Annotated in this window: 14 protein-coding genes; all 14 read right to left on the reverse strand. The window is 40.9% G+C overall.

The window, feature by feature from the left end; all coding sequences use genetic code 11:
- Positions 1-238: transposase (locus H532_RS18400; RefSeq protein WP_038112010.1), on the reverse strand; the 238-nt coding region annotated here is incomplete at its 3' end.
- A gap of 120 nt (positions 239-358) precedes the next feature.
- Positions 359-562, reverse strand: coding sequence for a CRISPR-associated endonuclease Cas1 (locus H532_RS0109240; protein ID WP_027725253.1), 204 nt, complete (start codon positions 560-562; stop codon positions 359-361).
- A gap of 1 nt (position 563) precedes the next feature.
- On the reverse strand, positions 564-1,064 hold the full coding sequence (gene cas4 / locus H532_RS0109245; RefSeq protein ID WP_027725254.1) for a CRISPR-associated protein Cas4: 501 nt from the start codon (positions 1,062-1,064) through the stop codon (positions 564-566).
- A gap of 2 nt (positions 1,065-1,066) precedes the next feature.
- Positions 1,067-3,304: a CRISPR-associated helicase/endonuclease Cas3 gene (locus tag H532_RS0109250; RefSeq protein WP_027725255.1), complete on the reverse strand. Its 2,238-nt coding sequence runs from the start codon at positions 3,302-3,304 to the stop codon at positions 1,067-1,069.
- Between the two features lie 50 nt (positions 3,305-3,354).
- Complete coding sequence (gene cas5b, locus H532_RS0109255; RefSeq protein ID WP_027725256.1) at positions 3,355-4,077, reverse strand: type I-B CRISPR-associated protein Cas5b; 723 nt, start codon at positions 4,075-4,077, stop codon at positions 3,355-3,357.
- Positions 4,078-4,080: 3 nt separating this feature from the next.
- Positions 4,081-4,962 carry a type I-B CRISPR-associated protein Cas7/Cst2/DevR gene (cas7i, locus tag H532_RS0109260; protein ID WP_038112016.1) on the reverse strand — a complete coding sequence of 294 codons (882 nt, stop codon included), beginning with the start codon at positions 4,960-4,962 and terminating at the stop codon, positions 4,081-4,083.
- Position 4,963: 1 nt separating this feature from the next.
- The gene (locus tag H532_RS0109265; protein ID WP_027725258.1) at positions 4,964-6,655 is read right to left on the reverse strand and encodes a hypothetical protein; all 1,692 of its coding nucleotides are present in this window, start codon (positions 6,653-6,655) and stop codon (positions 4,964-4,966) included.
- Entirely contained in the window at positions 6,655-7,374 is a 720-nt protein-coding gene (cas6, locus tag H532_RS0109270; protein WP_027725259.1) for a CRISPR-associated endoribonuclease Cas6, read from the reverse strand. The genes H532_RS0109265 and cas6 overlap by 1 nt, the downstream gene beginning before the upstream one ends.
- A 706-nt stretch (positions 7,375-8,080) precedes the next feature.
- The gene (locus H532_RS0109285; RefSeq protein ID WP_027725260.1) at positions 8,081-8,599 is read right to left on the reverse strand and encodes a type 1 glutamine amidotransferase domain-containing protein; all 519 of its coding nucleotides are present in this window, start codon (positions 8,597-8,599) and stop codon (positions 8,081-8,083) included.
- Positions 8,600-8,751: 152 nt separating this feature from the next.
- Positions 8,752-9,444 carry an N-acetylmannosamine-6-phosphate 2-epimerase gene (locus H532_RS0109290; protein WP_027725261.1) on the reverse strand — a complete coding sequence of 231 codons (693 nt, stop codon included), beginning with the start codon at positions 9,442-9,444 and terminating at the stop codon, positions 8,752-8,754.
- A gap of 193 nt (positions 9,445-9,637) precedes the next feature.
- Positions 9,638-10,252 (reverse strand): pyroglutamyl-peptidase I, encoded by a 615-nt coding sequence (pcp, locus tag H532_RS0109295; protein ID WP_027725262.1) that lies wholly within the window; start codon positions 10,250-10,252, stop codon positions 9,638-9,640.
- Complete coding sequence (locus H532_RS0109300) at positions 10,249-10,785, reverse strand: NUDIX hydrolase (protein ID WP_027725263.1); 537 nt, start codon at positions 10,783-10,785, stop codon at positions 10,249-10,251. Before H532_RS0109300 ends, pcp begins: the two co-directional genes overlap by 4 nt.
- Before the next feature lie 555 nt (positions 10,786-11,340).
- Positions 11,341-12,066: a uracil-DNA glycosylase gene (locus H532_RS0109305; protein ID WP_027725264.1), complete on the reverse strand. Its 726-nt coding sequence runs from the start codon at positions 12,064-12,066 to the stop codon at positions 11,341-11,343.
- Positions 12,067-12,627: 561 nt separating this feature from the next.
- On the reverse strand, positions 12,628-13,863 hold the full coding sequence (locus H532_RS0109310) for an aminopeptidase (protein WP_027725265.1): 1,236 nt from the start codon (positions 13,861-13,863) through the stop codon (positions 12,628-12,630).
- Positions 13,864-14,353: the final 490 nt, after the last annotated feature.

Consider the following 14,353-nt stretch of genomic DNA (forward strand, 5'->3'; position numbering starts at 1 on the left):
CCTCATCACTCAACTTCAGGCGTTCCTGAATGATCAATGAACCAAGTGCCAAACGAACCGAAAAGGCCTTGTGTCCTTGCCTGACGTCTCCCAGTGACTTGACATATTCTTTTTCAGCTTTTGACCAGGGGATGAGGTTAGACAAGACCACCCAACGGTTATTGGGATTTAATTGTCCACCAAACGGCAGGAAAAATTCATGTGGCAGGATGAGTTGATCGGCATGATGTTCGTACAAAGTTAGTCCCTCCAAGTGCAAGATTTTTGATAAGTTTCCGAATCATACCCTTGCATATAAATTCGACAAAAAAGTGAAAAACCCTTGTTAAATCAACATTTTTTTGTTATTCAGTAGACCCTAATTAAATATATGCAGCGCTACATCATGTTGATTAAGCATTTCTAAAAATTCCGTATTCATATCCAACGTGCCAAAAACAAAAATATTATCAATCTGATGAATTGGTAATGATTTTTTCTTATCCTCTTTATCAATAAAATAAAAAGTGTTATTGGATCTCTTCACTCTTCCAGGGCTGAAAACAAAATAATCTTTCTTCATCTTATGTATCTCCTCCCTCGGAAATATAACAAAAATCATAATAGGCACATTGGCGGCAATAAGGTTTTTTCAAACGCTTTGGAATTTTTTCGCTCTGAAGAATTTCATTAATAGCTTTTTCAATCTCATCCAATTTTCTTTCATCTGCATCTGTCAAAATAACTTCTTCAGTGCGTTTTTCCTTTGTATAACTCACAAGTCCTTTCTTGTTTAAACCTCTTTTCTTCAATTGATAAAGATAAAAGAGTAACTGATATTTATCCGCTTCGGTCATTTTACTTGATAACTTGACTTCCCTGACATAATCGCCATCTATCACATCAATTTTGAAGGATTGATCAATCAATAATTCCTTACGGTCGGCGTTTTTATACGCTCGATCATGTAATAGACTACCATCAATGACCTTTTCGTCTTCTGCCTCAAAGCCCAAATTTTTTGAGTATAACCAAAGTTTCCTGTGGCAGATAAAATAATATTGAACATGAAGACCACTGATCATGTTTACAACTCCTCAAATTTAGATTCTTCTTTCAAGATGCCCCTGCCGGCAACCGTGTCTGGGTAGAATTCATAATCTTTTTCTAGGATATAGACATAATTCATCACCGGATACTTCCCACTTTTAGTTTGACGGTAATGGTCAATCGGATGTAATGCATTCTTAAACATATGTTTTGAAACTGAGCAAGAATATTTCTCTATTTCCCTGCGTAATTGGCTTCTCATTTTTCCATCGGCCTCTATTTCTAATGCCTCAAAAAGCGGAATAAGTTCGTCATATATTTTGCGTGGAATAACCATGATCGTTTCATCTCCTCGAAGGATTTGTTGTGCCTCAGAAAAAGAGACCCTGTAATCGTCCATATGATCAAGTTCCATTAATGCCTTTTGAAACCTTTCATAAAAATCGGTTCCCATTAAATTTTCTTTTGAATACAAAGCGGCAACCATTGAGATTTTTCTTGATTCTAAAACATCCGGGCCAAATTTATTGATATGCTCATGAAGCAATTTCTCAGAAATAGCCATTATCTCCTTGTCGTAGATCGTCCCCGATCCACTGGGATCCTTCATAAAAATGTGAATGTTTGCCTCCGGATGATTTAATGGCCGCTTGCGATAACATCGGCCAAATCTCTGAAAAAGGCTGTCTAGCGGCGAGAGTTCTGTATATAACTCATCAAAATCAATATCAATTGATGCTTCTACAATTTGTGTTGTGATCCACACTCCTGTTGCTTCCGGGTTGCGATCAAAATTTTTTAATGATTGTTCTAATAACTGGCGATCCTTTTGAATGAACCGTGAATGTAATAGATAAACACGATCATCCAGTATTTCTTTTAAACGTTCATAAAAGTCAACCGCACGATCAATTGTATTAACGATCACTAATACTTTTTTCTCTACAGCGCTTCGACTTATAGCATCAAGTTCATCATCCAATGATTCATCATGTAATTCGATGCGATGTCTTAAGTAAGTATCATCATAGAACGTATGTTGAGTACATTGTTCATCAAGTAAGCCACGTTCTTCTAATGCATCCAAATAAATCTGCGGCATCGTAGCCGTCATGACCATGAACCGTCCGCCAATTTTATGAATCATTTCTAATGCTTTAATAATGACAGCCGTGATCCATGGACTATAAGCTTGAATTTCATCGATGATCACACACGAATGAGCTAATGTTGCATAATATTTTTCATAACCGCGAAATTTGAAAGGAAACTTTAAGATCTGATCGATGGTTGTGAATATGAGTTTATTTGCGAAGTGTTTAGACTGATCATAAATGACTTCCCAGTCTTCACGTCCGCTGTCATCTAAATAATGCGCGCTCGTCGAATGTAACAATCCACAGTAGGCATAGCCCATTTCGGAAGCCACTCTGTCAAATAAAGCATTTAGTGAGACACGGAGCGGTACGGTAAAAAAGGTTTTCTTTTTCCCTGCCCACAGTAAAGCTGCTTCCGTTTTCCCCATCCCTGTCTGTGCAATTAAAACCAAATTTTTGTTTTGGTGCTCATGTGCAAACTGTTGCAATGGACGCATATAACCTACCGTTTTATTTGTCAATTTTCTTAAATATTTTTGAGTTAAATCGTTGAAATCAAAATCGGTATCAACTTCTATTGCGACATGAGCCGATGCAGCATGATCCAATCGGTGCAATAGCCCTTTTACAAGAACATACGTGAGGTATATTTTATTATCCTGAGCTATACTTTTTATCCGTTGTTCATCAAGGTGTGAAGCAATTCTGGGAAAGTATCGATCATCCTCTGGAAATTCCATATCGAATGACGCAAACGCTTCTTTAATCGCTTCGAGTTGCTTGGGGATATCGAGTTTGGCCATTTCCAGTATTTTGTGGCTATCTGGAACGATTTCTCTCTCATGGTGGTAAGCAATTGCTTGAATGAGAATTTTTCTGCTCGCCTTGTCCATTTTTAGAATCGACAACGGGAGGTAAAAAGGAGATAAATAGTTATGAGGAATGTGAATAAGTTCAAGAGGTTTTTCAACTTCCAAATTTAATGCTTTTTTTATTGTATATTGAAAATATGTATACGCCTTACCCGTATCATGATACATCACAGCCAGCCGCAAAAGTTCCCATACATCAGCATCGAATAATTCACCATAAGCTTTAAACAATAAGTCGTAACGTTTCATTAATTCCATCGTATGTTCAGCCAATGTTTCTACGGGATTGGATTTAGCAAGTAACATGCGTCTAAACCTCCTTGTGACAAGAGCCAACGTTTACCGTTGGCTCGCCGTTACTTATCATTCCAAATCACAAGATAGCCTTCATCGTCTTGATAAACAGGTTTGCAAAATGTTTCATCCGTGACAAATGTCCTCTTTGACAAAAAGACGGAAGGTATTCGTCTCCATTCGCGGAGACCATTTTTAATGATATATGTCCAATTTAACAAATAAGGTATGCCACTTTCCCGTTCATCCACTTCAATAGCCTCAGCAGGAATATATGCCGAATGCTTTAGAGAAACTCCTGCAAATAAATCTGGGGTCTCCAGTTCAACGAATGCCAAGTCATCAATACGCAATAGATCTTCTTGTCGTCCAAGTGAAAGATGAGCATCATTCTCTTTAAAAGCGGCATAGATTTTTTGCAAAATATCTTCTTCCGCATTAATGTGAATAACAAGTTCCACATTATATAGCATGTGGGTATATAGCGGCATAGAAGTCATATGGGAAATTTCTGGTATTTCGACAGCCAACCCATCAAGGACAATCGGTAAATTAAACTTATTACCTTCAAAAAAATAGGTCTTCCTGTAATCAATAATCATAGATTCATAGTCCCCTTGTATAGAAAGGGAAAAGGGGATCAATTCTTTTGCTTTCATGACGGCATGAATCATGCCCTTGACGGTCGCATAAGGCGGTAAGGGATAGGTTTCTGTAACCTTATTTGCGAAAGGTTTGGTGTAACACGCCGTCTCTTGAAAGGCTTTTAAGCGCAATGCTTTCATTGATTACACCTCAAAGTATTCATCTATTTTCCCTTTTAGATAATCAATAAAGTGGTCGACCGAGCCACTTTCTGCAACTTGATTAAATGCCATTTCATTGGCAAAGTTGCCGTTCACATAACCGATACGGGTCTTTTCTTTGATGGTTTCACCAAACACGGTCGTTTCTACAGTGGCTTTTAGTAAATCAAGATTCAATTGATCTTTTTCATTTGGTAATAAGGCGATTCGTCCTTGGAAAAATGGATTCGGGATTGGATAAGCTCCACCAATAATAAACAATGGTGCTAAATTTTCTTGGCGTCCTTTTATTTCTCGATTTAGTAGTTTTACAATTTCTAATAATTGTTTAACACGAGTGGCTTTCTCAGCATTTGGCAAGTTAATATCCTGATCCACACCAACACGTGCCAAATCAATCGTCAACGTGTAAGTATAATAACTGACATGTTGTTCTAAGGTCGCTAAGTTGGCATCTTCGTTAATGCGATTAGAAAGACCCATGTTATTTAGAAATTCCAAATCACTGTGATAAGGTTCTAAGGAAATCGCATGGCTTAACCGTACAACCGCTGAGCGTTTAGTGGCCCCCTCATTGGCTTTCGTTTTCATATAGCCAAACAAGTCCATTTCAACGGAATCCTCGATGGTACAATCCGGCTTAAATTGAACGACCCCTTGAGCTTTATCGACAACATTCAGATTCCAATCAAATAATTGATTTCCCAATCGAACGATATCATATCGGAGGCTTTGACGTGACGCAAAGGTGTAAACCTCTCCGTTTCCGCGATGAAATTTCTTTAGTTCAGAGATATTTGCAGTCCCTTCTCCGTAATTCAAAGAATTCGCACGGAAAATCACCGAAAATGTGATGCCTTTCATTTTATTCATCTGTTTTTTCCCCCTCTTTGATTTCATTTGGCTTGGAAATGAGTCCGGCAACCCAGGCATTGCCAACTGTTGCAAAATCCATTTTCTCTTCATGTAATGCCTCGAGTAATATCCCCGGCATTTGCAAATCACAACTAATGTAGGTACGCATCACTGTATCCATAAAAGTATTTTTGTTGTGCGAACGAACGGCATTTAATAAACGATAAGCAATACCTTGCGCTTTTTTATCGCCTATTTTACGCCTGACCTCCTCCGCACTCTTCACAAGTGCCCACACATAGCGTTTTTGTTGAGCGCTTTCCACTTTTTCTTCCCCCTTTGCAAGTAATAAATTTAAATGGCGAATTTGAATCATACGAATGACTTCTAAAGCGGAATAACCATTTTTAATTTTGTTTCGAAGAACATTCAAGATGAAATGTTTAGGGTCAATATTCTGCAAGAGATATTTTATAAAGGTTCCTCGATTGATGGGGTGTATCTGTTGAAATAAATCCCCATGCTCCGAAAAGAGCTTCATAAGAAATGGCGTCATGACCATATAGTCTAAAATAGTTTTTTTGGAATCATAGTCAGAAGTAAATTCAAAAATCATATAATGGTTTGTTAAGTAGTCCGCCTTTAACTTTTGTTCGCGAACTAAGTCAAAGACAATCTCATCAAAGGTTTTGTATGGGTTTCTCATATCCGCATAAAATTGGTTCGTTTGATAGAGGGCATCAAAAGTTCCCCCATAATAAATGAACACAGATTTATTTTGCGATCTGGTCGCCCCAGCTTGAGAACAAAATATTAATAATCGTGCTAAAGAACATAACGGTAAAAACGTTTTTTGAGCCTCCCACGTCACATTAACGTTCTTTAAACTTAATGCAAGTGGAGTAAAAATCCCTTCCTCAAATGAATGCAAGGCAATGGGAAATTCGGTAAAGGAACAGTGATGCACTTTTTGTTGAATAAAATCTTTCATCTCGTTTACGGTTTTTTTCTTAAATGCGCTTTTTATAGAATTAAATATTTTATGGTTAGTTCCATTTAATACTTTATGAACTTCTTCCGCGTCTTCCTTTTCAATGGCATCCATCAATGCCCATTCAACTAATACGGGTTCAATGAAATCTTTATAAAAGACAGCTTTTTGTTCCTCGAGTGTTAGCGCATTTTTACTGACATTCAAGAAACTAACCTGACCAAAATAGGATCTTAGAATGGCTGTTTTAAAGAAATTGGCTGTTAATTTTTCATCAATCTGTTTCGTAGAAAGGCTTTCAATAATTTGTTCAAGTAAATCATCTAATTTTTCATCATATTTTTTCTCCTGTCGATAACGATTAGCTGCTTCAATAAAGCGAAGACCTTCTTCTGAGTCAGAAAAATATTTTTCCACCTTCTTTTTTGTTTCATTGATGCGCTGATTGAGATCCTTTTTTACGGTTGTTTCACCATTTTTAAATTGATGATGAAGCCGACGCAAATAACGCTCTTCACGTGAAGCCACACTATAAACTTTTAAATAGTAATCGAAAAAGGCATCTGCCATGATTTCTAGATGTTGTTTTTCTACGATAATGCCATCATAGGTTGTTTTAACTTTCACACCATAGTTTTCAAGGATCGTTTTATAGCCGATTAGTCCTTGAGTAAAAAACCACTCACCCATCCCTACCGAAAGTTGTTCCATTATGTATAGGCCACCTCCTCAACATCAAGTAAGCCAAAGCCCATGGAACTTCTTTTGCCAATTCCGACATCATAAATGATCTTTAAATCCTCCGAATGACCCCTTAATTTAATAAGACCGGTATTGGTTGTAAAATACAGTGGTGTGTTTTGCTCTTGATGTAAATATTCTTTAACAACCTGCTTTTTCATGGCATTCCACAATATTTGAATCGGCTGATACAATGAACGTTGAGCCAGCTCTCGTACTTGCATTTCCGCATAATAATTGAATTCGCTTTCAAATGCCCCATCATCGGCCAATACAGGCCGTTTCTCTTTGTTCTCAATCAATAAAGGGGATAAGGTTTTAAAAGTAACTTCTGATGAAAAACTGGGGGGATTTGGCAACAACCTTTTATGTAATAAAACCCATTCCTTGTCTTTGTATTTATAAACTTTTTTCCTTTGGCTGCCATTCATAAGGTGCATCATCAATTCATAAGAAGAGCTCGATACCGTCACGGAAAAACCGTCCCCAAAAATCATATCACCTTGAATACTCATATTTGTAAAATAGGTTGAAAAAGCAAATGGCTTCATTTTATTTTGATTTAGTTCAAACAGATTATGGTAATAATCCTCTGATCCTAGCCTTATCATCTCCTTAATAATAGATAAAATCCCCAAACGGTAAGCGACAGGCATTGACTGCATGCTAAATTCCAGCAAAACGCGCATTTAATAAGCCTCCTAATCCCTATGATTCCAAATTTTATCATACATGTACAAACTGGGAAACCGATTTGTTAGAAAATTAGAGTTTAGATATTAGGCTTAATTTTCAGAATCATATTATCTAACGTTTCTGCTATGCCTTTGATAATAACTTAACATATTACCTATCCCGAAAATGGGTAAACTAAACCGTGCAAGGAGTTTTGACAGCAAAAAAATTCATCACTTTTGTTTTTTTGTAGGTAACTTTTTCTTGAATATTTGGAGTAACCGTTAATAGGGGTTAGGGGGTATAAAAAATGTTGAGTACAATTGGAATTTTACTAACTCTAATTATCGGATTTTTATTTGTGAAAAAAAGCAACAAATCAGGTGTTAAGTTAATGTTCTTGGATTAAGCATGATTTTGGCTAGCGGAATCATCGTGGTTGATGGAAAATCTGACCTCGGTGGTTTTGAATATTTATATGGGTCATTGCTCAATTGTAGGTTTTACTAAGGATTAAGTTATTGCAATAATGGGGCTTTTGTTGAAAAGAAAACTATAAAATATCGCAAAAAAAATTAGCTCTGCCATACCTTTTGATGCAAGGGTAGGATCAGTCGCCCTTATGCTGGCCTGAAAAATAATACACTGCCTTACCAATATAAAATACAAACAAACCGCCACCTCCAAGCATGTTGGAGGCGGCGGAGATGAGTCACCTTATTAGTTTGCGAGGAGTTTAAGTGATTCACGGTTAAACGCCGGGATGTCATCTGGCGTGCGGCTCGTGACGAGTTGATTGCAGCAGACGACAACTTCTTCATCAACAAAGTTTGCGCCTGCATTTTCCAAATCCACACGAATCGATTTATAGCCCGTCACTTTGCGGCCGTTCAGTGTTTTGGCCGTAATTAAGAGTTGCGGGCCGTGGCAGATCGCAAATACCGGTTTCTTGGCATCCATAAACGCTTTAGCAAATTGAACAAAGCGATCATCGGCTCGAAGGATGTCTGGCGAAAAACCTCCTGGGATGAGAAGCGCATCGAAGTCTTCAGGTTTAACTTCGTCGATTGAGGCGTCAACCGTTACTTTTGCCTCACCGTGTTTTCCCGTGATCGTTTTGCCTTTTTCTTTTTCAATGACAGTGAGCTCATGACCTTCTGCTTTAAAAGCTTCGGCAGGTCCCGTGTACTCAGAGTCCTCGAAATCATTAGTCAAAACAACCGCAATTTTCTTCGCCATATGTTTTCACTCCTTCAACGATTTTTTACTCCGACAGCCAAGAAATGGTGCCACTATCATTGTAAAACTCAATATTTTTACGTTCAAAACATTTGCTTGAGGGACCATACCCTCCCCAATGGCCTCAGTTAACCTTTGGCAAATGGTCTAGTCTAATGAGTTATGGCATCTACAAATTTTTTGGTAATGACTTGCGGCCGGGTGATGGCTGAACCTACCACTGCCGCATGTACACCAAGGTCAAAGGCGTGTTTTAGTTCTTCAGGTGTAGAAATCCCGCCTTCAGCAATAATCGGAACAGGGAAATCATTCACTAACGCTTCCATAAGCTGAAAGTCAGGTAATCGTCGATTCTTGGTGTAGGCCGTGTATCCACTGAGCGTTGTCCCCAGGCAATCGAAGCCGAGGTGATAAGCGACTTTCGCTTCTTCATAATCGGAACAATCGGCCATAAAAATTTGGTCCGGCCATTTTTCTCTAATCATCGGAAAAACTTCACGGATGGTTTGGCCATCCGGGCGGATTCTTTTTGTCGCATCAAGCGCAATGATCTCCACCCCCTCACGACAGAGCGCCTCAACTTCATGAAGCGTTGGTGTAATAAAAACTTCCGAATTCGGATAATCCTGTTTAATAATCCCGATGATCGGCAAGTTAACGCGCTTTTTAATTTCCCTTATATCCTCAATGCCGTTGGCTCTAATTCCCGAAGCCCCGCCAAGTTGTGCAGCATAGGCCATTCTTCCCATGATAAAAGGGCTGTGGAGTGGTTCATCTTTAAGCGCCTGGCAGGAAACAATTAATTTCCCTTTGATTTTCTCAAAAAGTTTCTGTTTTTTGTTCAATGTGATGCATCTCCAAATTGATCGTCATTTTTTTACAGGTATAAGATTTTTTCAGGCTGCAACTAAGGCTCCACCTTCGACCAGAAAAGCTTGGCAGAGCCAAGTTTCTTTAGTGTGACGGCTAACCAAAATTTTTACCCACTTTCACTGATCCCCATACCCTATCATCATTTAGGGGGTAACCGATCGGATGTCATGATGATTCTTCTAAAGTTTCAATCAACACCTTGACCGCTTCAATTAAATGAACCGTTGGCCAACTCGGTAATTCGGGTTTAGAAAGGGCAAGCTCATGGGAGGCAGGGATATGTATAAAACCAGCAGGAATGTCACTGTTCGTGCTTTCAAGATGATGCAGCATGCGGTACATGACGTGATTGCAGAGATAGGTGCCGGCGGTGTTAGATATTGCAGCGGGAATTCCGGCGTCCTTTAATCGTTTCACCATTTTGTGAATAGGTAGCGTAGAGAAATAAGCGGCAGGACCATCTTTTACGATGGGTTCATTCTCCGGACTATAACCACGGTTATCATGGGGTCCCTCATTGATGTTAATGGCAACACGCTCCGGGGTGATCTGACGCCGTCCAGCTGCCAGTCCGAGCATGATGACAGCATCCGAAGCAGTTTGTTCATAATGGTCCAATAAATCTATCGCTGATTGCTTGAAATCAACAGGTAGTACTCTTCCTTCAATAACAAAACCGCCAACTTCTGTACCATTTATCGCTTCGACAATTTTTTGCGTAGGGTTGACGTCATAGTTTAAAAAAGGTTCAAACCCCGTTAACAGCAGCTTTTTCTTCATCGATCTCTTACTCCCTCGTCTTGGGCTAAGTATCTCATGACCGCGGCAAGGCCACCGCCGTGTTTAAAGTCCCCTTTTCGGATCAGCGTCATCAAATCGTCCATACTCATCTCATGACGTTTAATGTGTTCGCTGTTTTCCAGCATTTGTTGTCCACTTTCCAAATCCGTTGCCGCAAATAGGAAAATTTCCTCACTCGTCGATCCCGGTGATGGATAAAAGCTTCCTAGATCAATCCAGCTTTTCGCTGTATATCCCGTTTCTTCTTTCAGTTCCCTTTTAGCAGCTTCCAAAGGTGACTCCCCAGCATCAATGGCTCCGGCGGGAAGCTCCCACTGGAGGCTTTTCACGGGGTGGCGATATTGTTGGATCACAACGATCCTACCATCTTTTGTGATCGGCAGGATGCACACCCCGCTGGCAAAGGCTGCATACGAAAACGTGATGCGTTCCTTATTGGAGAGCTCAATTTCGTCGATGGCAATGGTAAAACGGTGGATCTTTCTTATCGTTGACTGAAGCACTTTCCACATGTTTTGCTCCACCTCTTTTTTAAAATGTTTGCGGGGCTTTCATCATATATGGTTTTACATTCCTAGTCCGCGGCTCGTCTAAAGATGAATCCCGGGATGCTGGACGCCCGTTAGTGTTTGCGTCGACCGAGCGAGGACTTCCCAGTCAATCGGTTCCCGCCCGCTTTGCTTCAAAAAACGGTCGCTCTTAAAAACGGCCGATTGGTTAAAAGCTGAACATGCCTATCGAGCAGAGATTACGGGCGAGCATTAGAATGCCCACCGTTCGTATGTATAGATTGCGGACGGCTGAGAACCACCCAGTCGATTGGCACCTTCCCGCTTTGCTTCAAAAAGTCATTCGCTCTTAGAAACGGCCGATTGGTGAAAAAGCTGAACATGCCTATCGAGCGGAGACTACAGACGTACGTCAGAATGCTCGCCGTTCACATGTATAGATTGCGGCCGGCTGAGAACCGCCCAGTCGATTGGCTCCTGCCCGCTTTGCTTCAAAAAGGCATTCGCTCTTAGAAACGGCCGATTGCTAAAAAACTGAACGGGTCTATCGAGCAGCGACTATAGGCGTGCGTGAGTATGCTCGCCGCTTGCATGTATAGACTGTGGCCGGCTGAGAATCGCCCAGTCAATCGGCTCTTGTCCGCTTTGTATCAAAAGAGCATTTGCTTTCGAAAAAGGCCGGCTGCCGAAAAAGCCGCGATGGGCGGACAATGGGCTTGGATGAGGCGATTTGATTATAAAATGTTTGGTGGTGTCAATCAGCGGCTGTTTGGCTTGCGCCGCTGAACCCCACAAAATATAAACGACAGGGGTTTCTTTTTGATTCAACACTTCGATGACGCGATCCGTAAACTGTTCCCAACCAAGTGCTTTATGGGAATGGGCGCTACCTGCACGCACCGTGAGAACTGTGTTTAATAGCAGGACACCTTGCTTCGCCCATGGAACTAAATATCCGTCCCGCGGCATCGGGCACCCGAGATCTTGCTGCATTTCCAGAAAAATATTTTTCAAGGATGGCGGAAGCGCCACACCTGGTTTGACCGAGAAACTTAAGCCGTGCGCCTGCCCCGGGCCGTGATACGGGTCTTGCCCGAGGATGACCACTTTAACTTTATGAAACGGGGTATAATGCAAGGCATTAAAAATATCGTACATGTCAGGATAAATGGTGCGCGTCTTGTATTCTTTTTTCAACTGCTCGCGCAATCTGATGTAATATGGCTTCGAAAACTCTTCTTCAAGAAACTTCGCCCAATCATTTTTTAATATATTCTTTTTCATCACCCATCATCCTTGCCGATTCATTTACTATAAGTATATTCTATCATTTAAGGCAAGGTCTCCCTTTTCAGCTATATAAAAAGTATCGTGCAACCTTCTACTTCAAGTTGAAAAGCTCCAATGATCGATCTCTGATTTTCGGTGTTTTTGCACTCATTTTCACATTTTCTGTGTTCCAGAATAGATAGAGTCGAAATAGAAAACTTGCCTTTTGAAAATTTAGAATGGTTTCCATCTGGCGATAAACTTTAAAAAACTAGCGTGAAATGGCTAAAAACCGGAGGTAAATCACCGAAACCCGGCGGTAAAAGCGTGGATTCTGACGGTAAACAGCAGGAATCCGCTAGCCAATAGTTGGACCTTGTGGGATAACATCTGAAAAACCAGATCAGTTTATAAGAATGGGGTTGGGACATCAGCCAATCCTCCAACAATGAGCCCCTCACTAATATAAAGTCACATTAAAACCAAAAACCCCGTACCTCTTTTTGAGTGATACAGGGTTATTTTTCGGTCTCGGTCAACCTATTTATCCTTTTTGTCCATTCTAATTGGTTTGGATTAAAAAGCCCAGTTGCCGTTGCGGAACAGCGGAATGCGTTCGCCATCCGCGGTTTCCCCGTCGATGTCCAAATCGGCGGAACCGATCATGAAATCGGTATGACCGACGCTTTGGTTGACGCCTTTTTTTACCAGTTCTTCTTTCGACAACCCTCCGGAGCCTTCAATGTTCATGGTGATCGCTGCGCCGAGCGCTAAGTGACAAGACGCGTTTTCGTCATAAAGCGTATTGTTGAAAATGATATTGAGGTTTGATATAGGCGAATCATGCGGCACCAATGCGACTTCTCCGAGATAACGCATACCTTCATCCATGTCCAAGGCCTTTTGCAAAGCTTCGAGGCCCTTTTTCGCCTGGACGTCAACGACCTTGCCGTTTTCAAAGGTCAATGTAAAATCTTCCACCATGTTGCCCATGAGTGACAACGGCTTCGTGCTCCTGACGGTTCCATTAACGCCTGTTTTAAGTGGCGCAGTAAACACTTCTTCCGTCGGAATGTTCGGGATGTAACGGGTGCCGAACGTTGATTGGTGGCTGCCACCGAGCCAGACGTGATCAGGATGAAGATCGATATGTAAATCTGTCTCCGCACTTTTATAATGCAAGGTTTTAAAACGCTTTTCGTTTAGAAAAGCTGTTTTTTCTTTTAAATGGCGTTCATGATCACGCCAGGCCTGCACAGGATCGGGTTGGTCGACCCGAACGATTTTAAAAATTGCTTCCCATAATTTCGCGATCGCTTCTTCGGTTGAGAGATTGGGAAACACCGTTTGCGCCCAAGCGGCCGTCGGCACACCGACAATGGCCCAGTGGATATCGCCTTTTAATTGCGCGACTTGAAAGAAATGCAGCTGTTCGCCACTGGCTCTGGACGTGAGCATTAACCGCTCAGGATTTATTCCTTCAAAAGCACGCGGGTTATGGCCAGTCACGCTGAGCAAGCAATCGTGGTGGTCGACCATTTGCTTGTATTTCTCAATGTCCCAAGTCGGCACTTCTTTCAGCGTGGCTTCAGGCGCTTTTTGTAAGTGGACGCGTTGCGTTTCATCATCATGCCAATTCACGCTGACGCGTTCCGCCCCGTTAGCATAAGCCTGTTCCACGACGCGGCGAACAAAAGGCGCTGCTTCGAGCGGTGCGTTGATGAATAGTCGTTGACCTTTTTGCAGGTTAAGGCCGACTTGAACCGTTAATTTCGCATAATCATCCATGCGTTTTGCCAATGTATCGGTCATCGTAACTCTCCTTTATCCTAGGTCACTTTCTCTTTCTTAACTTTACAATAATTACATCAATTTTTAAAGGCAAAATATGTGTGTATGTGTCAAGATTTTCTCGACAAGTCTTATAAACAATACTTTCAGTACCCTAGTTTTGTACCCCCTCCCTACCGCGCTATCGCTTGGTATCCTATTTTATTTTTCATTCTTTAAAAGACCAAACACACACATCGACATTTTGGGTTAATACTGGAACTGTTTGATAAGCTGTCCCAAAGCGGATAAAATCGGACTGTTCAACGGGATACGCTCCTCTTTACACCGATGGTTGAGCGTTCCTTTGAAGTATCACAGTTTTGTGGTCAAAGGTTTCACTTCATGATGCTTCCTTGTGCTTCCCTTTTTCTAGATAAACCTTTCACTTCAAGCTGACGGTTTAGTCGTCTAATGCGTCGGTCGTTTAACGTATGATTTTAATGATTAGGGTGGGTTTTAAATTTGGTAA

Origin of the sequence: Tuberibacillus calidus DSM 17572 (assembly GCF_000430685.1) — a bacterium.
Classification (GTDB): Bacteria; Bacillota; Bacilli; order Bacillales; family Sporolactobacillaceae; genus Tuberibacillus; species Tuberibacillus calidus.

Excerpts from the sequence above, each read along its gene's own strand:
- H532_RS0109240 (WP_027725253.1), bottom strand. The coding sequence starts at position 562 with ATGAAGAAAGATTATTTTGTTTTCAGCCCTGGAAGAGTGAAGAGATCC.
- cas4 (WP_027725254.1), bottom strand. The coding sequence starts at position 1,064 with ATGATCAGTGGTCTTCATGTTCAATATTATTTTATCTGCCACAGGAAA.
- H532_RS0109250 (WP_027725255.1), bottom strand. The coding sequence starts at position 3,304 with ATGTTACTTGCTAAATCCAATCCCGTAGAAACATTGGCTGAACATACG.
- cas5b (WP_027725256.1), bottom strand. The coding sequence starts at position 4,077 with ATGAAAGCATTGCGCTTAAAAGCCTTTCAAGAGACGGCGTGTTACACC.
- cas7i (WP_038112016.1), bottom strand. The coding sequence starts at position 4,962 with ATGAAAGGCATCACATTTTCGGTGATTTTCCGTGCGAATTCTTTGAAT.
- H532_RS0109265 (WP_027725258.1), bottom strand. The coding sequence starts at position 6,655 with ATGGAACAACTTTCGGTAGGGATGGGTGAGTGGTTTTTTACTCAAGGA.
- cas6 (WP_027725259.1), bottom strand. The coding sequence starts at position 7,374 with ATGCGCGTTTTGCTGGAATTTAGCATGCAGTCAATGCCTGTCGCTTAC.
- H532_RS0109285 (WP_027725260.1), bottom strand. The coding sequence starts at position 8,599 with ATGGCGAAGAAAATTGCGGTTGTTTTGACTAATGATTTCGAGGACTCT.
- pcp (WP_027725262.1), bottom strand. The coding sequence starts at position 10,252 with ATGAAGAAAAAGCTGCTGTTAACGGGGTTTGAACCTTTTTTAAACTAT.
- H532_RS0109300 (WP_027725263.1), bottom strand. The coding sequence starts at position 10,785 with ATGTGGAAAGTGCTTCAGTCAACGATAAGAAAGATCCACCGTTTTACC.
- H532_RS0109305 (WP_027725264.1), bottom strand. The coding sequence starts at position 12,066 with ATGAAAAAGAATATATTAAAAAATGATTGGGCGAAGTTTCTTGAAGAA.
- H532_RS0109310 (WP_027725265.1), bottom strand. The coding sequence starts at position 13,863 with ATGACCGATACATTGGCAAAACGCATGGATGATTATGCGAAATTAACG.